Annotated in this window: 24 protein-coding genes and 1 tRNA gene; 9 read left to right on the forward strand and 16 right to left on the reverse strand. The window is 59.2% G+C overall.

Annotated elements, in window-relative coordinates; genetic code table 11:
• Positions 1–897, forward strand: coding sequence for a hydrogen peroxide-inducible genes activator (locus IB285_RS07790; RefSeq protein WP_190787644.1), 897 nt, complete (start codon positions 1–3; stop codon positions 895–897).
• A 45-nt stretch (positions 898–942) separates the two neighbouring features.
• On the opposite strand, the gene pgsA is transcribed toward IB285_RS07790, so the two are convergent.
• Positions 943–1,551 carry a CDP-diacylglycerol--glycerol-3-phosphate 3-phosphatidyltransferase gene (gene pgsA, locus IB285_RS07795; protein WP_190787645.1) on the reverse strand — a complete coding sequence of 203 codons (609 nt, stop codon included), beginning with the start codon at positions 1,549–1,551 and terminating at the stop codon, positions 943–945.
• A gap of 138 nt (positions 1,552–1,689) precedes the next feature.
• Between pgsA and IB285_RS07800 the strand changes: the two genes are divergently transcribed.
• Entirely contained in the window at positions 1,690–3,078 is a 1,389-nt protein-coding gene (locus tag IB285_RS07800; RefSeq protein ID WP_190787646.1) for an MFS transporter, read from the forward strand.
• Positions 3,079–3,102: 24 nt separating this feature from the next.
• Here the strand turns inward: IB285_RS07800 and IB285_RS07805 are convergent, their stop codons facing one another.
• A complete protein-coding gene (locus IB285_RS07805) occupies positions 3,103–3,243 on the reverse strand; it encodes a hypothetical protein (RefSeq protein WP_190787647.1) in 141 nt (46 codons plus the stop codon).
• A gap of 256 nt (positions 3,244–3,499) precedes the next feature.
• On the opposite strand from IB285_RS07805, the gene IB285_RS07810 reads away from it, so the two are divergent.
• A complete protein-coding gene (locus IB285_RS07810) occupies positions 3,500–5,158 on the forward strand; it encodes a thiamine pyrophosphate-binding protein (RefSeq protein ID WP_190787648.1) in 1,659 nt (552 codons plus the stop codon).
• 16 nt (positions 5,159–5,174) lie between these two features.
• Here the strand turns inward: IB285_RS07810 and IB285_RS07815 are convergent, their stop codons facing one another.
• Entirely contained in the window at positions 5,175–5,924 is a 750-nt protein-coding gene (locus IB285_RS07815) for an SDR family oxidoreductase (RefSeq protein ID WP_190787649.1), read from the reverse strand.
• 89 nt (positions 5,925–6,013) lie between these two features.
• On the reverse strand, positions 6,014–6,406 hold the full coding sequence (locus tag IB285_RS07820; protein WP_407925616.1) for an EVE domain-containing protein: 393 nt from the start codon (positions 6,404–6,406) through the stop codon (positions 6,014–6,016).
• Between the two features lie 223 nt (positions 6,407–6,629).
• Between IB285_RS07820 and IB285_RS07825 the strand changes: the two genes are divergently transcribed.
• From IB285_RS07825 to IB285_RS07845, 5 genes are all read left to right on the forward strand, one after another.
• Positions 6,630–8,303, forward strand: coding sequence for a putative bifunctional diguanylate cyclase/phosphodiesterase (locus IB285_RS07825; protein WP_190787651.1), 1,674 nt, complete (start codon positions 6,630–6,632; stop codon positions 8,301–8,303).
• A 68-nt stretch (positions 8,304–8,371) separates the two neighbouring features.
• Entirely contained in the window at positions 8,372–9,181 is an 810-nt protein-coding gene (gene dapF / locus IB285_RS07830; RefSeq protein WP_190787652.1) for a diaminopimelate epimerase, read from the forward strand.
• On the forward strand, positions 9,163–10,368 hold the full coding sequence (locus IB285_RS07835; RefSeq protein ID WP_190787653.1) for a MiaB/RimO family radical SAM methylthiotransferase: 1,206 nt from the start codon (positions 9,163–9,165) through the stop codon (positions 10,366–10,368). Before dapF ends, IB285_RS07835 begins: the two co-directional genes overlap by 19 nt.
• Complete coding sequence (gene ftsY / locus IB285_RS07840) at positions 10,365–11,288, forward strand: signal recognition particle-docking protein FtsY (protein ID WP_190787654.1); 924 nt, start codon at positions 10,365–10,367, stop codon at positions 11,286–11,288. Before IB285_RS07835 ends, ftsY begins: the two co-directional genes overlap by 4 nt.
• On the forward strand, positions 11,288–11,935 hold the full coding sequence (locus IB285_RS07845; protein WP_190787655.1) for an inner membrane-spanning protein YciB: 648 nt from the start codon (positions 11,288–11,290) through the stop codon (positions 11,933–11,935). The genes ftsY and IB285_RS07845 overlap by 1 nt, the downstream gene beginning before the upstream one ends.
• Here IB285_RS07845 and IB285_RS07850 read toward each other — a convergent pair.
• The 12 genes from IB285_RS07850 to IB285_RS07905 all read right to left on the reverse strand — a co-directional run bounded on the left by IB285_RS07850 (position 11,932) and on the right by IB285_RS07905 (position 21,725).
• Positions 11,932–12,132, reverse strand: a complete 201-nt coding sequence (locus IB285_RS07850; protein WP_190787656.1) for a hypothetical protein — start codon at positions 12,130–12,132, stop codon at positions 11,932–11,934. The two genes, IB285_RS07845 and IB285_RS07850, sit on opposite strands and share 4 nt — an antisense overlap.
• A gap of 161 nt (positions 12,133–12,293) precedes the next feature.
• Positions 12,294–13,298 carry a histone deacetylase family protein gene (locus IB285_RS07855; RefSeq protein WP_190787657.1) on the reverse strand — a complete coding sequence of 335 codons (1,005 nt, stop codon included), beginning with the start codon at positions 13,296–13,298 and terminating at the stop codon, positions 12,294–12,296.
• 16 nt (positions 13,299–13,314) lie between these two features.
• Positions 13,315–15,252, reverse strand: coding sequence for a potassium transporter Kup (locus IB285_RS07860; RefSeq protein ID WP_190787658.1), 1,938 nt, complete (start codon positions 15,250–15,252; stop codon positions 13,315–13,317).
• A 148-nt stretch (positions 15,253–15,400) separates the two neighbouring features.
• A complete protein-coding gene (locus IB285_RS07865) occupies positions 15,401–16,039 on the reverse strand; it encodes a tetratricopeptide repeat protein (RefSeq protein ID WP_234033092.1) in 639 nt (212 codons plus the stop codon).
• Positions 16,039–16,458, reverse strand: coding sequence for a cytochrome c-type biogenesis protein (locus IB285_RS07870; RefSeq protein ID WP_190787659.1), 420 nt, complete (start codon positions 16,456–16,458; stop codon positions 16,039–16,041). Before IB285_RS07870 ends, IB285_RS07865 begins: the two co-directional genes overlap by 1 nt.
• Complete coding sequence (locus IB285_RS07875) at positions 16,458–16,982, reverse strand: DsbE family thiol:disulfide interchange protein (protein WP_190787660.1); 525 nt, start codon at positions 16,980–16,982, stop codon at positions 16,458–16,460. Before IB285_RS07875 ends, IB285_RS07870 begins: the two co-directional genes overlap by 1 nt.
• A complete protein-coding gene (locus tag IB285_RS07880) occupies positions 16,982–18,997 on the reverse strand; it encodes a heme lyase CcmF/NrfE family subunit (RefSeq protein ID WP_190787661.1) in 2,016 nt (671 codons plus the stop codon). The genes IB285_RS07875 and IB285_RS07880 overlap by 1 nt, the downstream gene beginning before the upstream one ends.
• A gap of 15 nt (positions 18,998–19,012) precedes the next feature.
• Positions 19,013–19,474 (reverse strand): cytochrome c maturation protein CcmE, encoded by a 462-nt coding sequence (ccmE, locus tag IB285_RS07885; RefSeq protein WP_328705871.1) that lies wholly within the window; start codon positions 19,472–19,474, stop codon positions 19,013–19,015.
• Positions 19,471–19,623: a hypothetical protein gene (locus tag IB285_RS07890; RefSeq protein WP_190787663.1), complete on the reverse strand. Its 153-nt coding sequence runs from the start codon at positions 19,621–19,623 to the stop codon at positions 19,471–19,473. The genes ccmE and IB285_RS07890 overlap by 4 nt, the downstream gene beginning before the upstream one ends.
• A gap of 12 nt (positions 19,624–19,635) precedes the next feature.
• Positions 19,636–20,394, reverse strand: coding sequence for a heme ABC transporter permease CcmC (gene ccmC, locus IB285_RS07895; protein WP_190787664.1), 759 nt, complete (start codon positions 20,392–20,394; stop codon positions 19,636–19,638).
• A 108-nt stretch (positions 20,395–20,502) separates the two neighbouring features.
• Positions 20,503–21,570, reverse strand: coding sequence for a Leu/Phe/Val dehydrogenase (locus IB285_RS07900; RefSeq protein ID WP_190787665.1), 1,068 nt, complete (start codon positions 21,568–21,570; stop codon positions 20,503–20,505).
• 78 nt (positions 21,571–21,648) lie between these two features.
• Positions 21,649–21,725: transfer RNA gene (locus IB285_RS07905), tRNA-His, on the reverse strand.
• A gap of 228 nt (positions 21,726–21,953) precedes the next feature.
• Here IB285_RS07905 and IB285_RS07910 point away from each other — a divergent pair.
• Entirely contained in the window at positions 21,954–22,589 is a 636-nt protein-coding gene (locus tag IB285_RS07910; protein WP_190787666.1) for a prolyl hydroxylase family protein, read from the forward strand.
• Positions 22,590–22,594: the final 5 nt, after the last annotated feature.

A 22,594-nucleotide genomic window follows, 5' to 3' on the forward strand; every position in this document is an offset into this window, starting at 1 on the left:
TTGAGTATTTATCTCCCTACGATCAAGCAGCTGCAATATCTGGTTGCGCTGCATGAGCACGGCCATTTTGGCCGCGCTGCAGACGCTAGCTTTGTTTCGCAATCGACCTTGTCCGCCGGAATACGCGAACTGGAATCGCTGCTCGGCGTGACACTGGTTGAACGCAGCCGCCGCGTCGTACGCTTTACAGCTCTGGGTGAGCAGGTGGTTGCCAAAGCCAACCGTTTGCTGCGCGAAGCCGAAGAGCTCTCAGACCTTGTCCAAGCGTCAGGAAAGCCGCTGTCGGGACAGCTGCGCATGAGCGTCATTCCGACCATCGCACCGTTCATGATTCCGCGCCTTCTGCCGCGGCTGAAGAAGGAGCGGCCGGACCTACAATTGATGCTGCGCGAGGAAACCAGCCAGGACGCGATTGAGTCGTTGCAACATGGTCGGGTAGACTGCGTGCTTCTCGCCCTGCCCTTCGATACGGGCGATGTCGAGGTCGAGCATATTTCGGATGATCGTCTCTACGTTGCGTTTCCGAAAGACGATCCGCGCGATCCGCCCGCGCAAGTGCCACCCGACATGATAGACCAAGGGCGGTTGTTACTGCTCGAAGACGGACATTGCCTTCGCGATCATGCGCTCGCCGCCTGCAACCGCAGCGAACTGCGCGGAAGTGCCTCGATGATCGGCACGAGCCTTCATACCCTGGTGCAAATGGTCGACAACGATTTGGGGCTGACGATGCTGCCGGAAATGGCAATCGAGGCGGGTATCTTGAAAAGTACAGATGTGGTTGCGCGCCCGGTCGAAGGCGAAACGGCAAAACGCGAAATTGTGCTGGTGTGGCGCAAGAACTCCCCGCGCGAGGCGGATTTCAAGCTGTTGGCAGAGGAATTGCGCGCCGGTTAGGCTGGCTGCAACTCCGCGCGGTTTCCACACCAGCTCGCCCTTAATTCAATCCATATGCTTCAGACCAACCCTCAGGTAATCCCAGCCGGTGACACAGGTCAGCACGGCGGCAGTCCACAGACTGGCAAGACCGACAATATGAATCCAGCTTTCGGCAATCGTCGTACAAGGCATCCCAAGCGACTGACAGGGCTGACCGTGGACCGCCCCACCGCCTATGAGCGCACCGAGCGCGATAAGCTGGAACGTCGTCTTCCACTTGGCGAGCCGCGACACAGGAACAGATACCTGAAGCCCGCCTAGGAATTCGCGCAGGCCCGATACAGCAATTTCGCGCATCAGGATGATGAGGCCCGCAATCACGTGAAAGTCGCCAACATATGGACCTCGCAGATAACCCTGAGCGGTCAAGATGAGGATCACCGTGGCAACCATGATCTTGTCCGCGATCGGGTCGAGGAAGATTCCCAGCTTCGACACCGTACCTTGAGCGCGGGCAAGATAGCCATCGAAGAAGTCGGTGATCGCAATCAGGCAGTAGAGCGCAAATCCGATCGCGTATCCCAGCTGCCAACCTGGCCACCACAGGAAAAACGCCAAAAGCGGCAGCGCGAATATCCGCGACAGGGTCAGGATGTTGGGCACAGTCAACATAACGGGTACCGCTCTAACGCCCCTTTTGACCGCATAAAAGGCTCCTCGCACCGCTTGTGAACGCTCTTGTCATCGCCCTTGTGCATGCGAGTGCGTTCGCTATGTGAAGAGATCGAGGAGCGATTTCGACGATCTGATATGACCACCACGACGCACCTCATGCGCTCCAAGCGCTTTCTGCCTTTGATGGCGACCCAGTTTTTCAATGCTTTCAACGACAATCTCTACAAGACGGCATTGGTCCTCTTCGTCGTCTATTCGGTCTACAATTCGGAGAAGCACGAGGCGTTTTTCAGCGGCCTCGCCTCGCTCGTATTTATCCTGCCTTTTGTCCTACTATCTGCGCTGGCGGGACAGCTGGCCGATACACGCGACAAGGCGAGGATTATCCGCATTGTCAAACTGTGCGAGATAGGCTGGGCTTCGCTCGGCGCGGCTGGGCTTTTCATGGCGTGGCAGGGCATTGCCGTTCACACCTTCGCCATTCCGCTACTCCTTTTCGTGGTGTTCCTCGCCGCTGCGCAATCGACCTTCTTGGGCCCGATCAAGTATGCGATCCTGCCGCAGCATCTCGAAAAGGACGAAGTTCTCCCCGGAACCGGCCTTGTCGAAGCCGGCACCTATATCGCGATCCTAACAGGAACAATCCTCGCCGGATTTATCTATGTGGAACTGGCGATGGTGCTTATCGTGGTGACTGCAGTGGCAGGATATTTTGTCAGCCGCTGGGTGCCGGACGCTCCTCCGCAGAGCGACTACGAAATGCACTATCCACTCCTTGAACCCTATGCGGAAAAAGTGCGCAATCCAGTGCTTCGCTGGCTCGGATATGCGCCGGTCGCCATCGCCGATCAGGCTGTGATGAGCTGGCGGCTTGTGCGCGACACGATGCACAACCGCGAGATTTTTCTTGCTATCATCGCCATCAGTTTCTTCTGGACCATCGGAGCGGTGCTGTTCATCCAGTTCCCTCCGCTTGCAAAGAACCAGCTGCTCGCGAGCAAGGAAGTCGCCAGTCTTTTCCTCGTCATCTTCTCAATCGGCATCGCAATCGGATCGGTCGGCGTCAATGCGCTGCTGAAAGGCGAGGTTTCTGCCAGGTTTTCGCCCGCATCTGTAGTCGTCATGGGAGTCTTCGTGATCGGCTTTTATGTGGTGGCAAAAATGTGGTCACCCAACGCAGCAGGTGAACTCCTTTCGGTCGGGTCCTTCCTGATGGAGCCCTTGGCAATTCCGCTGCTGCTGATGCTTCTGGGCATTTCGACCGCTGGCGGGTTTTTCGTGGTACCGCTTTATGCGTTTCTGACCACTCGCTGTGCCCATGATGCGGCATCCCGCACGATCGCGGCCAACAATATCGTCAATTCGCTGTCGATGGTGGTAGGCTCGCTTATCGCCATCGGGATGACGTCGATTGGAATTCCGGTTGCAGAACAATTGCTGCTAGCGGCGGCCATGTCGATTATCTCGGCATGGCTCGGACGGCTATTGTTCAACGCGGAAAGAGCAGCGCTCGCCCTCGCGTGACGCGCAGATCATTCAGCAAATCAACTAGATTATGAAAATGAGAATGGCCGCGGTTGCTGCGACATAAGTGCTTGCAAAGCCCTGCACATCCTTGGCCGTGAGCCGCCAAAGGCTCTCGGCCGGAATGTCGAAAATGTCGTTTTTCACATGTGGGGGCAACGTCATGCGAAATGGATGACGGGTTGTCTCATTGGTGAGGACCAGGCTTCTGCGCATCGTTCTCTCTACTTCTTGCTTCCCGTCACCGGGCGTACACGATTTTAACGAATTCTTAACCCTTGAGTGCCGCGCAGGTTTTCAGCTGTCGCACAGCGGGACAGAACCGAGGGTCTGCTAACCATCTCTCTGCTCGCTCTCACGTTGCGCGCGTGCGCAGCTGGGTCTAAGCGCGACCGGAAGCTAGATTTGGGAGAATTCTTTCGTGAAAAGTGCCGCCGAACTGCTGGTCGAGTGCCTCGCTGAACAGGACACCGACCGCATTTTTACAGTCCCCGGGGAAAGCTTCCTCGCGGTGCTCGATGCGCTTCACGAAAACACCAAGATTGATACGGTTGTCTGCCGCCAAGAAGGCGGCGCAGCCTTCATGGCGTGCGCCGACGGCTCGATGATGCAAAGGCCCGGAGTAGCATTCGTCACGCGAGGCCCTGGCGCCACCAATGCTAGCATTGGCGTGCATGTGGCCCATCAGGATTCGCAGCCCATGATCCTATTTGTCGGCGACGTCGCGCGCGGAATGCGCGACCGCGAAGGCTTTCAGGAGATCAACTTCGAAGCATTCTTCGGGCCCATCTGCAAATGGGCCGTGCGGATCGACGATCCTGCGCGCATTCCCGAATTTATCGCGCGCGCCTATTCCGTCGCGATCAGCGGGCGGCCCGGGCCGGTCGTGATTGCCTTGCCCGAAGACATGCTCTGCGATCAAGTAGACGAGGCGCTTAAAGCGCGGCCGCTCGTGACGCGTCCTGCGCAGGCCGCCTGTCCCGACGCCATGCAAGCGCTGTTCGGGCTGATCGCGGATGCGGCCAGCCCCGTGGCAATCATCGGAGGGGCGGGCTGGAATGCGAAGGCGCGCGATCACTTTCAGCAATTCGCCGAAAGCATAGGCCTGCCCGTCGCGACAGCGTTTCGCAGGCAGGACGCGATCGCGCCGACGTCGTCTGTTTATGCCGGAAATCTTGGCTACGGCCCCAACCCCAAGCTGGTTGAGCGAGTCAAATCTTCGGATCTCGTCATAGCGATCGGCGCCCGTCTGGGAGAGGCGACCACGGACGGATATGAAGTCCCTGCGCTGGAGCATCCTGATCAACTGCTGGTCCATATTCATCCGGACCCGGAGGAATTAGGGCGCGTCTACAAGACCGACCTCGCCCTATGTTGCGCGGTCGATGAATTCGCCGAGACCGCCGCTCTTTGGGAAGATCACTCGATCATTCCGTTCGATGCAGGGGCGCAGGCTCACAGCGAATGGGATGAATGGGCGACTGCCAAACCTACCAGCGACACCTACACACTGGACATGGCGGCCTGCGTATCATTCATGCGAGAAACGTTGCCAGCCGACAGCATTATCTGCAACGGCGCAGGTAACTTCGCGGGCTGGTGGCACCGCTATTGGCGCTATGCCGGATTTCCGAGCCAACTTGCACCGACAGCTGGTGCGATGGGCTACGGCCTGCCGGCTGCCGTGGCCGCAAGCCTGCGCGAGCCCGACCGCACGGTCGTTGCCGTCGCGGGGGACGGAGATTTCCTCATGAATGGACAGGAATTGGCGACTGCTGCGCAGCATGGTGCCAATCTCTTGGTCATAATCGTCGACAATGGCGCTTACGGCACGATCCGGATGCATCAAGAGCGTGAATATCCGGGCCGTGTGTCCGGCACGCAGCTCGCCAATCCCGATTTTGCAATGCTGGGCGCGGCTTTCGGCGCCTGGAGCAAAGCCGCATCGACAACCGACGAGTTTCGCGAGGCCCTGGCCGAAGCTCAGGAACGGATTGGTCTCAGGCTGATCCACATGAAAATCGACGTGGAACAGCTAGCCGCGAGCGGCGCGACGATCAGCGGGCTGCGCGCTCGCTGACTCCCCATTCGCAGCTTCACCGCATTGTCATGCCGCCATCGACCATGTACTGCGATCCAGTGACATAAGAGCTCTGGTCCGACAGCAGGAACAGCGCCACCTGCGCCACTTCCTCAGGATTTCCGAGCCTGCCGAGCGGGACCATTGTCTGGATTTGCTCCAAGAACTGCTCTTTCTCTTCTTCAGAAAGGCCCATTCCGTTCATGAAGTTCGTATCGATTGGGCCGGGTGCGATCGAATTGACCCGAATGCCCTTGGGAGCGAGCGCCGCCGCCCAGCTCCGCGTTATCCCAGTAACTGCGCCCTTGGTCCCCGCATAGACCGCACCTTCGGCCTGACCGAGGTACGGAGAGACGGAAGACGTGACTACAACAGACGCGTTGTCGTTCAATGCCGGAATTAACTCCGCCATCTGCAGAACCGGGCCGCGTACGTTCACGTTGTTCATGTGGTCGAAGAATTCGGCATCCATCTTATCGTTCGGGCCGAACTTTCCGTACCCGGCATTGAGCCACAGGCCATCGATGCTGCCCATCTGATCCTTGACCTTATCGCCAAGCTCTTTGGCCGCCGCTGGGTCTGCGGCATCGCTGCGAAGGACGAGCGAGCCTGACGGCAAGCTGCGACCAGCCTCGTCGAGATGATCCTGACTGGTGCCCGTGACGGCGACCTCTCCGCCTTCGTCGACGATCATCTTGGCCGCCGCGAGGCCCATGCCGCTTGTGCCGCCAGTGATTAGAATACGCTTGTTCTCGAACCTGCTCATGATCGCTCCGATGGTCTAAAGTCTGTTTTCAAACCAACGGCATGTCCGGCAAATGGGTTCCGATCTTTATGCTACGGCTCGCCGCATTTTCAGCCTTCCGCCATCTTGCAAATGATTTCCCATTCCTTCGGCGTGATCTTTGCAACGGACAAACGTGACAGGCGAACGAGTTCGCAATCGGCGAGCTTCGGCTCCGCCTTGATCTGTTTGAGCGTTACCGGGTTTTCGAATTTGCGCTTCGGTTTCACCTTTACCGCGGCCCATTTGCCTGTTTCATCGGTCGGATCGGTTATCCCGGCGACGCTTACCTCGCAGATCCCCACGATCTCCAAACCTTCTCGAGAATGATAGAAGAAGGCTTCATCGCCCACTTCCATCGCAGCCAGATTATTCTTGGCAAGATGGTTGCGCACCCCGTCCCAAGTGCCTTCCTTTTCGGCGACAAGATGGTCCCAACTGTATTTGAATGGTTCGGATTTCATCAGCCAGTAATTGCGGGCAGATTTGGCCACGGGCATTTCTCCTATAATTCTCCAACTGGTCCGACGCGTAACCTTCTGGCGGCGCGCTCACCACCCCAGAACGAAGCAAGCAGCGCAATTAACCCGATTTTTATCGGATCACAGCATACCACCACGGTTTTCGCACTTCTTGGGGGTAGCGGTCTTGTCTTGAGAGAGGCTGACCGCACGTGGTTCGGGTTGGATGGCAGTGGAAGAGACAGAGACCGATAGCAAGACATTCGGGAACGCCGAGAAGGACTTCGTCGCACTCGGCATCGCTATTGCTGCAATCATTCTTTTCGTCGGTACCGGCAGCTCGGTGCTTCCGCGCGCTATCGACGCGGTGTTCTCCGGCGGTAAGGAACCCGAACGGCTACTCGTATCCGCGCTGTTGCTGAATATCGCGCTCATAATTTTCGGCTGGCGGCGATATCGCCAGTTGTCGTACGAAATCGCCGAGCGCAAACGCGCCGAACGTCAGGCCCGCGAACTGGCGGAAATAGACTGCCTGACCAACTGCCTTAACCGCCGCAGCATGGCAGCAGCCACCCAGCGCTTGCGAAAAACGGCAAGCGAACGCGGTCAAGCCGTCGCCTACACCATGATCGATCTCGACAATTTCAAACAGATCAACGACATGCACGGTCACTCGGTCGGTGATCAGGTGCTCGTAATTTTGGCCAAGCGGCTGAAAGAGGAACTGCCAGACGACGCGATCCTGGCGCGCCTCGGCGGTGACGAATTTGCGTTCGTCGTGGCATACGACCTGCATCAGAGGCGGCGGATCGACGATCTTGTCATCCGGCTTTTCGATCAGGCCATCCTGCCGTTTCGCCTTGGTAACCTCGTAATCGATGCAACCATGTCGATGGGCGTGGCGACCGATGACGGGCAGACCGAACTGAACCCAACCCTCGATGATGCCACCCAATTGATGCACCGCGCGGACATCGCGATGTACCACGCAAAGAAGCAGGGCAAGAACCGCTATTTCTGGTTCGAACCAAGCATGGAAAACGAGCTGCGTTTTCGCAATGAACTCGAACTCGGTATCCGCCGAGGGATCGTCGACGGCGAATTTGTGCCTTATTACGAGCAGCAGGTAGATATCGCGACCGGCGAACTCGTCGGATTTGAAATGCTCGCCCGATGGGATTCCCCGGACCTCGGGGTGGTGAGTCCCGAAGTGTTCATTCCGATCACCGAAGAAATCGGAATGATTGCAGAGCTGTCCGAGAAACTGATGGATCGCGCGTTCAGGGATGCACAGCAGTGGGACGAGTCGATCACTTTATCGGTCAATATTTCGCCAGTGCAGCTGAGGGACCCATGGTTCGCACAGAAACTGCTGAAGCAACTGGTCGCCAACAATTTTCCGCCACACAGGCTCGAGATCGAAATCACCGAAAGCTGTCTTCACGAAAATGTGGGCATGGTGCGATCGACGATCACGAGCCTGAGAAACCAAGGCGTAAAGATCAGCCTCGATGACTTTGGCACTGGTTATTCCAGCCTTGAGCAGCTGAGATCGTTGCCCTTCGATCGTCTGAAGATAGACCGATCCTTCGTTCGCGAATTGCGTGGCTCGGAGGGTTGCAGCAAAATCGTCGACGCTATCATCTCGCTGGGACGCGGGCTCGACCTTCCAATCACCGCAGAGGGTATCGAAAGCGAGGAAATTCTCGATACGCTGAAGCAAATGGGAAATCTCAAAGGTCAGGGTTTCCTCTACGGCAGACCGGAAAATGCCGAGGAAGTCCACGCTCGGCTCAAAAGTATGGGACTGCTTTCGACAACCTCCGACACGGCAGCGTTGGTTGCTGAAAATGCCGCTCCCAACATCATCGAGAGCACCAAAACGCGCGCCAGTTTATAGTCTGCGCACTCGCTTCCGATGCCGCGCACTGGACGTGAAGGTCCGCCGAGCATAAATGCGCGGACGATATGCGCGTATCCTTCATCAAAATGCACGGTCTCGGCAACGATTTTGTCGTCCTCGATGCTCGCAATCAGCCGATTCCTGAGATCTCAGGTAAGATAGCTGCTGGCATCGCCGATCGACGTGAAGGGATTGGCTGCGACCAGTTGATCGTGCTGGGACAAAGCGAAAGCGCCGCTTTTCGGATGCGGATTTTCAATTCCGATGGCGGCGAGGTTGAGGCGTGCGGAAATGCAAGCCGGGCGGTCGCGTTGCTGCACGGCGAACCAGCCGAGGTCGAAACTGCCGGAGGGATGATTTCTCTCGAGCTCGCGAGTGGCGGCGCAAGCGTCGATATGGGCGCACCGCGCTTCGACTGGGATGATATCCCCCTCGCTTACGCGGTCGACACTTCGGCGATGCCGGTTGCGTGGGATGGACTTGAAAATCCCATGGCGGTCAATGTCGGAAATCCCCACGCAGTCTTTTTCGTGGACGACGCAGATGCGATCGACCTAGCGACGCTCGGCCCGGTGATCGAAAACGACCCGCTTTTTCCGCAGCGCATAAATGTGAACGTCGCGAGTTCCATTGCAGACAATCATCTGAAGCTGAGCGTTTGGGAACGGGGTGCAGGGTTGACCCGAGCATGCGGGACCGGGGCCTGCGCAACTGCTGTGGCAGCGATCCGCAAGGGCATCGCGAAAAGTCCAGTGACAGTCACGCTTCCCGGCGGTGATCTGACCATTTCGTGGGAACAGGGCGGCACGATCCGCATGACCGGTCCTGCAACAGAAGCGTTTCGCGGCAGTTTCGAATGGGACGATTTCGCGTGAGCGCGCCTGCCGACCTCAAGCCGGAAGTGATTTCTCTCGGTTGCCGCCTCAACATTGCAGAGAGCGAGCGCATGCGCGCGATGCTGGCCGATGCCGGCGATGTCGTCGTCGTGAATTCGTGCGCCGTCACCTCCGAAGCCGTCCGCCAGACCCGTCAAGCTATCCGCAAGGCGCGCCGCGCACGGCCGAATGCTCGGCTTATCGTGACCGGCTGCGCTGCCGATATCGAACGCGGCCAGCTAAGCGATATGGACGAAGTCGACGGCCTCGTCGCGAACACCGCAAAGCTTGATCCGCGCGCCTGGAATGTACCGGTTGCCCAAGCGCCGCTTGCGCCGACCAAGACCCGCGCGTTTATCGCAGTCCAGAACGGCTGCGACCATGATTGCACGTTCTGCGTGATACCGCAGGGCCGCGGGGTGAGCCGGTCGCTGTCCATTCGCGATGCGCTCAAACAGATTGAGCAACACCTCGATCTCGGCGCGAAGGAAGTTGTGCTTACCGGTGTCGACCTGACGTCTTGGGGGCATGATCTGCGAGGCGCACCGAAGCTTGGCGCGCTCGTCTCGGGGATACTCGACGCATTTCCTTCCCTTGCCAGATTGCGCCTTTCTTCTCTCGACGGGATTGAGATCGACGAGGACCTGTTTGAGCTTCTTGCCAGCGAAAAAAGGGTTATGCCGCATTTGCATCTTTCGCTCCAGCACGGCGCAGACCTCATCCTGAAGCGGATGAAGCGCCGCCATCTGCGCGCCGATGCGATAAAGCTGGTGCAAGGCTTAAAGGCGCGCCGTCCCGATATCGCAGTGGGCGCTGACCTGATGGCTGGATTTCCGACAGAGACCGCACAGCATCACCAGGACAATCTCTCCATCATCCGCGAGCTCGATATCGTGCACGGACATATCTTTCCTTTCTCCCCGCGCCCTGGCACGCCAGCAGCCCGTATGCCACAGCATGACCGGGCCTTGATCAAAGCCCGGGCAGCCGAACTGCGGGCAGCGGTCAGCGAAGTCCGCGCGCATTGGCTCGAAAGCTTTGTGGGCGGAACGCTGCCTATTCTCGCCGAACGTGACGGGACAGGCTATGCGCCCGCATATGCGCGCGCAGTTCTCCCCGAAGAAACACAGGCGGGCGAGATTGTGCGAATGACGGTGCGGGGCGTCCAAGAGGGGCAATTGGTATGAGCGAAGCTGGCTGGAGCGAGCGACTGCTTGGCGGATTCCGCAAGACGTCCGACCGGCTGTCCGAAAACCTCACCGGTATTGCCGGCGGAGGACGGCTCGACGAGGCGACGCTCGATGATATCGAAGATGCGCTGATCATCTCAGACTTGGGGCCAGCAGCCGCCTCGCGCATCCGCAACCGTCTAGCGGAGAAACGCTTCGGCGCGCAGATAACGCAGACCGAGCTCAAAGAGGCTGTCGCAGAGGAAATCGCGGAAATTCTCCGCCCGGTGGCCAAACCGTTGGAAGTGACTGCGTTCCCTCGCCCGCAAGTCATCCTCGTGATCGGGGTCAATGGATCGGGTAAGACCACGACCATCGCTAAGCTTGCGCATTTGTTCACCGAGGATGATTACGGTGTATTGCTTGCCGCAGGTGACACCTTCCGCGCAGCCGCCATTGGTCAACTGGCAACGTGGGCCGAACGCGCGGGCGTCGAGCTGGTGCGCGGCCCCGAAGGCGGCGATCCGGCTAGCATCGTTTTCGATGCGGTCAAGCAGGCTACGGATACGGGCATCGATGCGCTGATCGTGGACACTGCCGGCAGGCTCCAGAACAAGCGCGAACTGATGGACGAGCTTGAAAAAATCCGCCGGGTCCTGGGGCGGCTCAACCCCGAGGCGCCGCATGATGTGGTGCTGGTGCTCGATGCGACCAATGGGCAAAATGCTCTTTCGCAAATAGATGTCTTCAAGGAAGTGGCGGGCGTTACTGGGCTGATTATGACCAAACTCGACGGGACGGCGCGCGGCGGCGTGCTGGTTGCGGCCGCCGAGCAATATGGCCTGCCCATTCACGCGATAGGGGTCGGTGAGAAGATGGAAGACTTGCGCGCCTTCGACCCGGATCTGGTGGCGCGCGTGATAGCAGGTGTGGCCTGATGGCAGATAACGAAACCAAGAAAGCCGGTTCGAGCTGGCTCAATGTCGCGGTCGATTACGGGCCGCTGCTCGTGTTTCTCGGCGTCTACCGCTTCAACGCGCCTGACGATCCCAATCCGGCGGGCGAACTGCTTGCGATCATGTACGGCACCGGTGCGTTCATGGTTGCAGCCGTCAGTGCTCTGGTAATTTCCAAGTGGCGGCTTGGCAAAATCTCGCCAATGCTGTGGTTCTCGACGGCCTTGATCCTCGGGTTCGGAGCGTTGACGATCTTCTTCGGCGATCCTCGCTTCGTGCAGCTTAAACCAACGATCATCTACAGCGTTTTCGGCGTAGCTCTGCTGGTTGGCTATTTCCTGAGCCGTCCGCTGCTGAAAATCCTTTTGGAAGCCGCATTCGAGGGACTGTCCGATAAAGGTTGGCTAAAATTATCGCGCAACTGGGGTGTATTTTTCCTCATCCTTGCCGCGCTGAACGAAGCGCTGGTCGCCTACATGACATTCGAAGGCTGGCTATGGGCAAAGCTTTGGGTGTTCCTTCCGCTCACGTTCCTGTTCACGTTCACCCAGCTTCCGATGCTGCTCAAGCACGGGCTCGATGTTGGACAAGAAGAGGACGTGGTGAACGACGAACCGCCTACAGCTTAAACAGCCACGATTTCCCATCCGAGCGGCGCACGATCGCAATCAGCATAGAGCGCGCGGCGCGCACGTTCCTGCAGCATTGCCGAAACCACGGCTTCCTGATTGTCTACCGTCCGGCTTGCACTGCTCGGGCTCAAATAGCCGCGATGACCGTTTTTGTGCTCGGTACGACATTGGGCGAAAACTCGGATGGAGGTCATGGCGTAATTCCTCGTCGATGGGGATCTGCTCGAAAACGGGAATGAGATCGATGACGGGCATTACGGTCCAGATGACGGATTCGTTACAAATCACGCGTTTGCCCGCTGTTCCTGCGGACACCAGATCGATATCTCTGGAGTGGCGCTAGCGCCCTGTGCGGTCAGAAAGCTCCGAGGAATTCGGTCGTGTTGTCGCCAAGCGCGTCGAGATCGTAACCGCCTTCCATCACGATCACACTTGGCAGGCCGAGCGCCGCAATGTCGCGTCCGATGACGGCGTAGTCCTCGCGCTGCAGCTCGAAATGGGAAATCGGGTCAAGCGCGAAGGTGTCCGCACCGAAACTTACAAGGAGCAGCTCAGGCGCGGACGCTTCGATCTTCTTCAGCGCTTGGCTGAGCGCGCTGCGATAGGGCTCAATGGTCGTGCCTCGAGGCAGCGGATAATTGAGCGTTGCGCCAGCGCCATCGCCCTCCCCGCGCTCATCCGCATGCCCCCAGTAGAACGGAAAATCGGTTCTTGGATCGGCATGTAGTGAGGCGAACAGCACGTTGCCGCGCCTCCAGAAAATGTCCTGCGTACCGTTCCCGTGATGATAGTCGACATCGAGGATCGCAACGCGCGAACGCCCCTGATCGAGAGCGTGCTGCGCGGCAATGGCGACATTGTTTAGGTAGCAGTATCCGCCGAGATAATCGCGCCCTGCATGGTGCCCCGGCGGGCGGCACAGGGCGAAGGCAGACTTTTCTCCGGACAGAACAGTATGGGCGGCAGCGACCGCACATTGCGCGTTCCAGTAGGCGGCTTCCCATGTGCTATCGGAGATCGGAGTCGACGCATCCATGCTGTACTGCCCCAGCTCGGCATCGATTCGCCCGAATTCGAGCGCCCGTCGGCGGACGATTGGCCAGACATATCCAATCGCATCGCCGCTGCGCCCTGCCTCTCGCCAGCGGGTCATGGCTGTCTTCAAAAAGTGAAGGTATTCCGGCGCATGAACGGCCGCAATCGGACCTTCACCGAAATCCGCTGGAGCCGTGGCAGCGCCCACGGTGCCCGCAATCTTTCGAGCTCTGTCTGCAGATTCGTAATAGTCGGTCCAGTCGCCATTATGCAGCTCACGGGCCGGGTTATGAAGGCACTGGCGGTCGTCGAAGAATATCTGCATCGCTGAGCCTACCTGGCTAGATTTCGACCTGGCTGCCCAGCTCCACCACTCGGTTCGTCGGGAGCTTGAAGAAATCCATCGCGCTGGCCGAGTTTCTCAGCAGCCATGCGAAAATCTTTTCCCTCCAGATCGGCATGCCCGGCTTGTCGCTGGCCAGCAGCGTCTGACGCGACAGGAAGAAGCTGGTGTGCATCATGTCGAATTCACCGCCGCACCGTTCCATCTTTTTCAGACCGATGGGTACGTTGGTTTCCTCCATGAAGCCGTAATGCAGCACCGCTCGATAAAACCCATCGCCCATATCGGTGTACTCGCAGCGCGCATCGGGATCGACATAGGGCACATCTTGAATGTCCACGGTCAGGATGACGACGCGCTCATGCAGCACCTTGTTATGTTTGATATTGTGGAGCAGCGCGGACGGGACGCCGGAACTGCTCGACGCCATGAAGATTGCGGTACCCGGCACACGCAGCGCCGAGTTCTTGGCCGACTTCGCGAAAATCTCCATCGGGAGCGCGTGTTCGCTCATGCGTTCGCGCATCAGCTTGCGGCCGCGGGCCCAGGTGGTGAGCAAAAGGAAGGCGATGAAGCCGACCATAAGCGGGAACCAGCCGCCCTGAGGCACCTTCGTCAGGTTCGCCGCGAAATAGGCTCCGTCTACGATCAGGAAGACCAGCACGACCGGCAGGGCATACCACCACTTCCACTTCCATACTCCGACGAACAGAACCGCCATCAGAAGCGTGTCGATCGTCACCGCACCGGTAACCGCAATGCCGTATGCGCTCGCGAGATTGGACGAATTCTGGAAGGTCAGGACGAGGATAATGACGGCCACCATCAGTGCCCAATTCACCGCAGGGATATATATCTGTCCGCCCTCAGTCTCGCTAGTGTGGCGGATGTTGAGGCGCGGGATATAGCCCATCTGGATTGCCTGATGGGTGATCGAGAATGCGCCGGAGATAACAGCCTGGCTGGCGATAAAAGTCGCGATCGTTGCCAGAAGGACCAGCGGCAGCCGGTATTCCTCGGATGCGAGGAAGAAGAATGGGCTCTGGATCGCTTCGGCTGCCTGCTCGGGCGGAAGGCTGATGATCATCGCCCCCTGTCCGAAGTAATTGAGCAAGAGGCATGGCATCACGAAGCCAAACCAGGAGAGGCGCATGGGACCGCGCCCAAAATGCCCCATATCGGAATACAGCGCTTCGGAACCGGTCACCGCAAGCACGACCGAGCCGAGCGCGAGGAATGCGAGCCAACCATCGAGGAAGAAGAAATTGATCGCATAGTAGGGGTTAAGCGCCCACAGGATTTCCGGCATATTGATGATCTGCCAAAGACCCATTCCCGCGATTACGGTGAAGTAGACGATCATCACGGGCGCAAACAGCGCGCCGACCTTCGCCGTCCCGCGCTTTTGGAGTACGAACAGGAAAACCAGCAGGCCGAGCGCAATGGGAATGACGAAGCGCTGCAATCCCGCATCGACCACTGTCAGCCCCTCGACCGCCGACAGAACCGAAATCGCCGGCGTGATCATACTGTCGCCATAGAAAAGCGAGGTCGCAAAGACTCCGAGGAGGATCGCGACCCAGCCATACTTGGACTTCGATATGCTGCGCGAAATGAGCGCGACGAGCGCGAGCGAGCCGCCCTGCCCCTTGTTATCGGCCCGCATCAATATCGAGACATACTGGATCGACACGACGAGCGTCATCGACCAGAAAATCAGACTGATGACCCCTAGAACATGGGGTGTATCCAGCGCGAGCGGATGCGGCCCGACAAAAGTCTCGCGAAACGCGTAAAGCGGGCTGGTGCCGATATCACCGAAGACAACACCGATTGCGCCCACCGCCAACGCCTTCTTCGAGGCATTGTGGCCATGTCCTCCGGTGGGAGGTTGATGGGCCGGAGGCACCGCCGGTGATGTTGGTGTATCGTTCATTCTATCTGGATTTCCCGAATCCGGTACTGCCCCTAAGCGCCTGTCATTTCCGGAAGCGCGTCATTCGAAATGCGCCATTGCGCGAAGGTGCGGCCCCTAGCACCGCCTTTTCGCGCTCGCAACAATTCGCCCGCCCCCAACTGTGGCACTATTGCAGCATCGGCGCATTGGCGATCATCTGGTCGAGTTGCCCCACGCGCGCCGCAAGGTCCTCACGCCACGGCGCATCGTCAGGTGAGCGTTCTAGGAGGTCGGCCCAAATCGAACGCGCCCGGCGGATCTGACCGCTCTGCAAAAACGCAAAGCCGAGGAAAAAGTCACTCGCGGGGTTTGCAGGATCGATCGCTCTTGCACGGTCGAAAGCGTGCTCTGCGGCGGGTGTGACCGTCCCATCGGCATGGCCCGTCAGCGCCATGGCAAGCGCAAGCCAGCCCTCGAGATGATCCGGATTCTCATTGAGACCTCGCCGTAGCAGACCCGCTGCATCATCGAACTGTCCGCGCCGCGCAAAAGCATCGGACGTCAGGAGGTAATTCGGGGTCGGCGTATTCTCACCGAACAGAGATCGCCGCGCCTCAACCATCCCCTCACCCGAGCGTGGTTCCTGTACCTGCGCTGCTTTTGGGCTACCCGGCTGTTCGGGCGAGCCCTGCCAGGCATATCCGGCCAAACCGAAGAGCAAGACGGACCCGAACAGCGCGTATCCTTCTCGAGGGAGGCGGAGGACCGTCGCGGCGATCGCGAACGCGACCAGCGCCAGCGCGAGAACGGCGATCCAACCCGCCATCAGCTATCGCCAGTTTTACGGCGGAGGCCCAGTCGCCGTAGCAGGACCAGCAGCACGATAAGCACCAATGCAATCGGTACGGCAAACAACGGCCAAGTCGTCGAGCTGACTTCCGGCTGATAGCTCACATAATCGCCATAGCGCTCGATCAGCCAGGCACGGACTTCTTTGGGCTCTTCACCGGCCAGAATGCGTGAGCGGACCTGGTGCCGCATATCCCCCGCCATCGGAGCATCGCTATCGTTGATGCTCTGCGATTGGCATCTCAGGCAGCGGAGCGTTTCCATGAGAGCGGTCGCCTCCGCCTCGAGAACTGGATCGTCGAGCTGCTTGTACGCGTATGGCGCGGGAGGCAGCGCGTCCTGCGCCGCAGCCGAGGCGCCAAGAACTGCGAGCAAAAACGCGAGAACCCACCGCATCAGCGAACGTCCTCCAAGACTTGCAGCAGCTTTGGCACGTCGTTCTCGCGAATATCGCCGATATGCTGGTATCGGATGCTGCCTTCGCCATCGATTACGAAGGTCTCGGGCACTCCTGCCGCTCCGATCTCAATCTGCAGCGCCGAGATATCGTCGGCGCCGATGCGGGTGTAAGGATTGCCGTGACGGTCGAGAAAATTCGTGACGTCCTCCGGCGTGTCCCGGATCGCAATGCCGATGATCTCAACGCCCTCCTCTTTGAGCGCTTCGAGCTGCGGTGCTTCTGCGATGCAAGGGAGGCACCAGCTGGCCCATATGTTGAGCAGTTTCGGCTCCCCGCCGATGAAGTCCGCGCGCGATGCGCCGGGCAGACCGTCATATGCGGGTTCCAGATCGAATTCGGGAAGCGCCTTGTCGATCATCGCGGAGGCAACCGTCTGGTTTTTCTCCTGCGTAAGCATGTAGCCCGCAAGCCCCGCAAAAAACAGAAACAGAGCCAACGGGATGAAGAAGATGGTCCTCATTACACAGGCTCCGGTTCGGCCCTGGGCGGAGTAGCCGCCTGATCGAGCAATGCTTTATCGGCGCGGCGCTCGTTCCCGAGCTGCACCGCTTTACGCCGGCGCAAGTCCACGCGAACGCGGCCGATGATCGCAAGAATACCGCCGAGCGAAATCAGCAATCCTCCATACCAGATGAAGGTCACGAACGGTTTCCACCATATGCGCAGCTGCCAGCGCTGATTGCCATCGGCATCCAAACCGGCCGTGTCTCCAATGACCGCGTAAAGCTGCCCATCCCACCGGGTGATCAGAGCACTCTCGCTCGTCGCCTGCGAGGGAGCCCAGAAATTGCGCGCCTGCGGGTTGAGGAGGGTTGCTTCTTCTCCGCCCCGACTGGCTGACAGCCGCGCTTCGATTGCAGTCCAGTTTGGCCCAGCGACCGGATCGACACCGTCAAGGGTTACCGTCCAGCCAGCCAATTCCTCGGTGCTGCCCGGAGCAACCGCAGCCAATCGCTCCTGCGTGAACGCGCTTTCGGTGGCCATCCCGAACAGCGAAACCGCGACGCCGAAATGGGCCGTGATCATGCCCCAGGTCGCCAGCGGTGTTCGACTGATTTTCCGTCCGCGCAAGGGCAGAAATGCCGCTACGCCAAGCGCAGCAGCAAGTGCGAGGCCGAGCACCGGCAGGACCGGGTAATCGCCGAGCACCGCGATTAGCACGATGGCTCCGACAACTATCAGGGCGAGTATAATCAGTTCGAGTTTGATGCGCACAGGTTTGTCGCTTTTCCAACGCAGCAGAGGCCCGATGGCCATCACGATGAACATGGGAATCGCGAAGATCGCGCCTGCCGGATTGAAATAAGGTGGACCCACCGAAACACGCACGTCGAACGCCTCTGTGAGCAACGGATACAGAGTTCCAAGCAGGACAATCGCCAGGATTGCAGACAACATCACATTGTTGAATACCAGCGCCCCTTCGCGGCTCGTCGCGGAGAAGCGTTTGCCTTCCGCGATTGATCCGGCGCGCACAGCGAATATGGCCAGACTTCCGCCGATATAGAGGCCCAGCAAGACCAGGATGAACGTGCCGCGTTCGGGATCGACCGCAAACGCATGGACGCTCGTCAAAACGCCCGAGCGCACGAGGAAAGTGCCGAGCATGCTCATGGAGAAGGCAAGCACGCCGAGCATGATTGTCCATGTCCTCAGGGCATCTCGGGCCGCCAGCACGCTGACGGAATGGAGGAGCGCGGTCGCGGCCAGCCATGGCATGAGCGAGGCATTCTCGACCGGGTCCCAAAACCACCAGCCGCCCCATCCGAGCTCGTAATATGCCCAATATGATCCAGCGGTGATGCCAAGGGTTAGAAACACCCAGGCGAAGAGCACCCACGGACGCATCACCTTGGCGAAATCGGGCGTCACCTGCTTCGTAATCAGCGCTCCCATCGCCAGGCTGAATGCAACCGACAGGCCGACGTAGCCGATGTAAAGGGTCGGCGGATGGATCGCGAGGCCGATATCCTGCAAGAGCGGGTTCAGGCCAGACCCCTCGAATGCAGGCACTGGTAGCCGCTCGAACGGGTTCGATGAGAGCAGCAGAAACGCATAAAAGCCAAGCGCGACGAAGCCTTGCACCGCAAGCGTTGCGTTCATCGTGCGCTCTTTCAAACGGCGCTCGAGCCCGGCTAGCAGACCGCCTGACAGCGCTAAAACGGCGACCCAAAGTAGCATGGAGCCTTCATGATTCCCCCAGGTGCCGGTCAGCTTGTAGATGAACGGCTTCATCGAGTGGGAATTGGTAGCAACCAGCTTGATAGAGAGATCCGTTATCGCGAAGGCCCAGAGCAACATGCCGAATGACAAGACGGCCAGAAACGCCTGAACCACGGCTGCGGGCCGGGCATAGGCCGCAAACGCGGCTAACCGCTGATCGCCGATTTTCAAACCGAGCGCTCCCGACACCATTTGCAAAACGGCAAGTGCTGCGGAGAGCCACAAGGCTGCAAGGCCGAGTTCGGCGATCATAGCCTAGCTGCGCCCCTACTCGATACCGACAGTCGTATCGGCGGCGTAATCCGCGGCCTGGTGGCCTTCCAGCCCCTCGAGCTCACGCGGAACGTAGTTCTCATCGTGCTTGGCGAGAAGATTGGTCGCCAGAAAGACCCCGTCCGGACCCAGACTGCCTTCTGCCACCACGCCCGAACCTTCGACGAAAAGGTCGGGCAGGATGCCGCTATAGCGGACTGGCACGGTGCTTTCGGTGTTCCCGGTGACCGTGAAATTGACGGTAACGCCGTCCGGCAAAGTCGCGATTGAACCGGGCTGAACCATACCGCCGAGACGAACGGCCTGCCCCACGGCGGGCGGCGAAGCGGTCATCTGTTCGGGGAGATAGAAATAATTCGCCTGGTTGCGCAGCGTCCAGGCCGCCAGAAGCCCGGCCGCAACGATTGCAATCAATGCGAAGACCACAAGGGCCATTCTCTGATGCTTGGCTTTCACCGGTCGGTCCCTTGGCGTTTCACTTCGTCGCGGCGCCGCTCGGCGCGCCGCATCGTCTGCCAGCTCCATGAGATCAACAGCGCGAGCGCACCAAGCCCGATGGCATAGGCCGCAATCACGAAATCCCAATGATCGAGCGCTTCACGCATGTCGCACATCCATCATGAATTGGCCATGGCTGGAGCGCCGGCTTCGGGTACCTCATCGGCGAGCGCGCGTCGGCGCAAGCGGGCCTCCACCTGCTGTTCAGCAATCAAAGCGCGCATTCGCATGAGCACTATGGCGCCAAACAACAACGAGAAACCCAGCACCGCGGCCAAAAGCGGCCACAAGAACGTAGGATCGATCGCGCTATTCCCGGCAGTGATGCTGGGCGGCTGATGAAGCGAGTTCCACCACACAACCGAGCGATTGATAATCGGAATGTTGATCGCGCCGACCAGCCCGAAAATCGCGGCTATCTTCGTTGACCCGCCTTCACGGGCAGCAGCCTGCGCTAGCGCGATATAGCCCGCATAAAGAAACAAGAGGACGAGCATCGATGTCAAACGTCCGTCCCACACCCACCACGTGCCCCAGGTTGGCCTGCCCCAGATCGATCCGGTGGCAAGGCAGATCGCGGTGAAAGTCATGCCGGGCAACGCGATTGCCCTTGCGGCTATACTTGCAAGGGGGTGTTTCCAAATGAGCAGCATTGCGCTCGCAATGGCGATGCCGGTCCAGCCTCCCATGCCCAGCCAGGCGGCAGGGACATGGATGAACAGGATGCGGACGCTCTCACCCATCAGGTGGTCGGGCGGGACCAGGAACATTCCCCATGCTAAAGCACCAGCGGACAGCACCAGACCGCCCCAGAACAGGAGCGGCAGCAGCCACTTTGCAAGCGACAGAAAACGTTTGGGATTGGCGTAGATATGCATGCGTTGGATCCCTGAGACTGTTTTAGTCGCCCAGCCGCTCCCCGCAAGGTCGCAAATAGTGCAATTAGCTATCGCTCTGATGCAATAGAGGGCCGCCGCCCAGCGAGATCAGCCGCGGCCAATCAGCTCCTGGGCCATTCGGTCCGCAACGATATCTGGCGAAGTATTCGTCGAATCGCTTGCCTCCCAGATCTGCTCAAGCCGTTCGGGGATCGTGGCGATACGGTCGTGAACGGCTTCGACGCCGGTCTCCTTGCCATCACGGCGCGCCAGATATTCGGTAGCGACCGACATGATGCCGCCGGCATTGATGACATAGTCCGGCGCGAACAGGATTCCGCGATCGAACAGGGTCTGGCCGTGATGCGCGCGGGCGAGCTGATTGTTGGCTCCGCCTGCGACAATCCGAGTGTCGAGATTTGCTATGCTGTCCTCGTTCAGGATCGCGCCCAGCGCATTCGGGCTGAGAACATCGCAAGGTGTAGACAGAATACCATCTGCGTCGACCGAGCTTCCGCCTAGCTCTTTCGCGAGCGCCGCGGCGCGTTTGGCATCGATATCGGCAAGCGTCAGCTTTGCGCCATCCTTGGCGAGCAGCTTTGCAACACCGCCTCCTACGCTCCCAACGCCTTGCACGGCAACGTGAACACCTTCGACGCTGCCCTTGCCCAGCTTGTGGCGAACCGCCGCCTTGATGCCGAGATAGATGCCCATCGCCGTGAAGGGCCCAGGATCGCCGCCAGCCGCATGATTACCAGAGACCGGTAGCCCCGAAACATGGGCCGTCCGCTTCGACACGGCGACCATGTCCGCTTCGCTGATCCCGACATCCTCCGCGGTCACATATTTGCCGCCGAGCCCTTCGACAGCATCGCCGAACGCCGCGAGCAGTTCCGGGGTCTTGGTCCGATTATCGTCGGCCAGGATCACGGCCTTCCCGCCACCGAGCGGCAACCCGGCCATTGCATTCTTGTAGCTCATCCCGCGCGACAGGCGAAGTGCATCGCGCAGACCGTCTTTCGGGTCGGGATAGTGCCAGAAACGCGTGCCACCTGCGCCAGGACCAAGATGGGTCGAGTGCACCGCGATAATCGCCATCAGACCGCGCGTGCGATCGCGCACAACATGGACGATCTCGTGATCGTCGTAATCGGGTTCGGTCCAGAATGCGGTCATCAGCGACAAGCCCCTACCTTCTGCGCATGGTGCGCGTTGTGAGCGGAAGCCCGACACACATTGAGAAACTGGGGGAAATGGGGCGATCGAGGGGTCTCGAACCCCCGACCTCCGGTACCACAAACCGGCGCTCTAACCAACTGAGCTACGATCGCCACAAGCCCTTCTCAACGCAACCTTCCGGCCTTTGCCAAGTCCACGCAGGAGGGGCGGTTTACGCGTGTTGCGCCGCCGGTCAAGGCTACGCGAACGCGGCGCGAGCCTGTTGCACAAAGCGCCTCCCAAGGGAAGCGAAAACTGTTTGAGTGGACCGATGACGCAACATTATTTCTCGCTTGGTCTAGGTCCTTGGCCGCCATGCAACCAGCCGGTATTCCGTTTTCATGGTCGGTCCCGGCGAATCCTCCGTCGACATCCTGCGCGCGCATGACGGCGTGAAGCGTGTACCGTCGCCTAAAGTCGAAATGGTGATAAAGCCGAACTTCCTCACCGCCGAGCATTGCGAGGAGCTTATGCGCCTGATTGATCTCGATCGTAGGCCATCAACCCTTGCGGACGAAAACGGCGACGTCGCTTTTCGAACCAGCGAGACTTGCGATCTGAAGCCCGAAGACAAGGCGGTGCGCGAGCTGGAGGCCATGCTGACGCACTTCACTAGCATCGATCCCGCTTATGGCGAGCCCTTGCAGGGCCAGCGTTATGAAGTGGGCCAGCAATTCAAGGATCACACCGACTGGTTCAATCCGGGTGGTCAGGACTGGGAGAAATTCTGCGCCAAGTCCGGGCAGCGGACTTGGACATTCATGATCTACCTGAACAATGTGGAAGCGGGCGGCGCGACCCGTTTCAAGATGATCGACAAAAAAATCCAGCCAGAACGCGGGAAGATTGTCGGATGGAACAATCGCAACACTGACGGAAGCGGCAATGCCGCAACCCTGCATCACGCCATGAAGGTGCGAAAAGGCACGAAATACGTAATCACGAAATGGTACCGCGAGGCGCCCTGGCGCGGCTGATTTCA

The organism is Erythrobacter rubeus (assembly GCF_014705715.1).
GTDB lineage: Bacteria > Pseudomonadota > Alphaproteobacteria > Sphingomonadales > Sphingomonadaceae > Erythrobacter > Erythrobacter rubeus.

Bases quoted from the DNA above. Each gene is read 5' to 3' on its own strand.
- pgsA (WP_190787645.1), bottom strand. From the start codon at position 1,551: ATGTTGACTGTGCCCAACATCCTGACCCTGTCGCGGATATTCGCGCTG.
- IB285_RS07800 (WP_190787646.1), top strand. From the start codon at position 1,690: ATGACCACCACGACGCACCTCATGCGCTCCAAGCGCTTTCTGCCTTTG.
- IB285_RS07805 (WP_190787647.1), bottom strand. From the start codon at position 3,243: ATGACGTTGCCCCCACATGTGAAAAACGACATTTTCGACATTCCGGCC.
- IB285_RS07815 (WP_190787649.1), bottom strand. From the start codon at position 5,924: ATGAGCAGGTTCGAGAACAAGCGTATTCTAATCACTGGCGGCACAAGC.
- IB285_RS07820 (WP_407925616.1), bottom strand. From the start codon at position 6,406: ATGAAATCCGAACCATTCAAATACAGTTGGGACCATCTTGTCGCCGAA.
- IB285_RS07825 (WP_190787651.1), top strand. From the start codon at position 6,630: ATGGCAGTGGAAGAGACAGAGACCGATAGCAAGACATTCGGGAACGCC.
- dapF (WP_190787652.1), top strand. From the start codon at position 8,372: ATGCGCGTATCCTTCATCAAAATGCACGGTCTCGGCAACGATTTTGTC.
- IB285_RS07835 (WP_190787653.1), top strand. From the start codon at position 9,163: ATGGGACGATTTCGCGTGAGCGCGCCTGCCGACCTCAAGCCGGAAGTG.
- ftsY (WP_190787654.1), top strand. From the start codon at position 10,365: ATGAGCGAAGCTGGCTGGAGCGAGCGACTGCTTGGCGGATTCCGCAAG.
- IB285_RS07845 (WP_190787655.1), top strand. From the start codon at position 11,288: ATGGCAGATAACGAAACCAAGAAAGCCGGTTCGAGCTGGCTCAATGTC.
- IB285_RS07850 (WP_190787656.1), bottom strand. From the start codon at position 12,132: ATGACCTCCATCCGAGTTTTCGCCCAATGTCGTACCGAGCACAAAAAC.
- IB285_RS07855 (WP_190787657.1), bottom strand. From the start codon at position 13,298: ATGCAGATATTCTTCGACGACCGCCAGTGCCTTCATAACCCGGCCCGT.
- IB285_RS07860 (WP_190787658.1), bottom strand. From the start codon at position 15,252: ATGAACGATACACCAACATCACCGGCGGTGCCTCCGGCCCATCAACCT.
- IB285_RS07865 (WP_234033092.1), bottom strand. From the start codon at position 16,039: ATGGCGGGTTGGATCGCCGTTCTCGCGCTGGCGCTGGTCGCGTTCGCG.
- IB285_RS07870 (WP_190787659.1), bottom strand. From the start codon at position 16,458: ATGCGGTGGGTTCTCGCGTTTTTGCTCGCAGTTCTTGGCGCCTCGGCT.
- IB285_RS07875 (WP_190787660.1), bottom strand. From the start codon at position 16,982: ATGAGGACCATCTTCTTCATCCCGTTGGCTCTGTTTCTGTTTTTTGCG.
- IB285_RS07880 (WP_190787661.1), bottom strand. From the start codon at position 18,997: ATGATCGCCGAACTCGGCCTTGCAGCCTTGTGGCTCTCCGCAGCACTT.
- IB285_RS07890 (WP_190787663.1), bottom strand. From the start codon at position 19,623: ATGCGTGAAGCGCTCGATCATTGGGATTTCGTGATTGCGGCCTATGCC.
- ccmC (WP_190787664.1), bottom strand. From the start codon at position 20,394: ATGCATATCTACGCCAATCCCAAACGTTTTCTGTCGCTTGCAAAGTGG.
- IB285_RS07900 (WP_190787665.1), bottom strand. From the start codon at position 21,570: ATGACCGCATTCTGGACCGAACCCGATTACGACGATCACGAGATCGTC.
- IB285_RS07910 (WP_190787666.1), top strand. From the start codon at position 21,954: ATGGTCGGTCCCGGCGAATCCTCCGTCGACATCCTGCGCGCGCATGAC.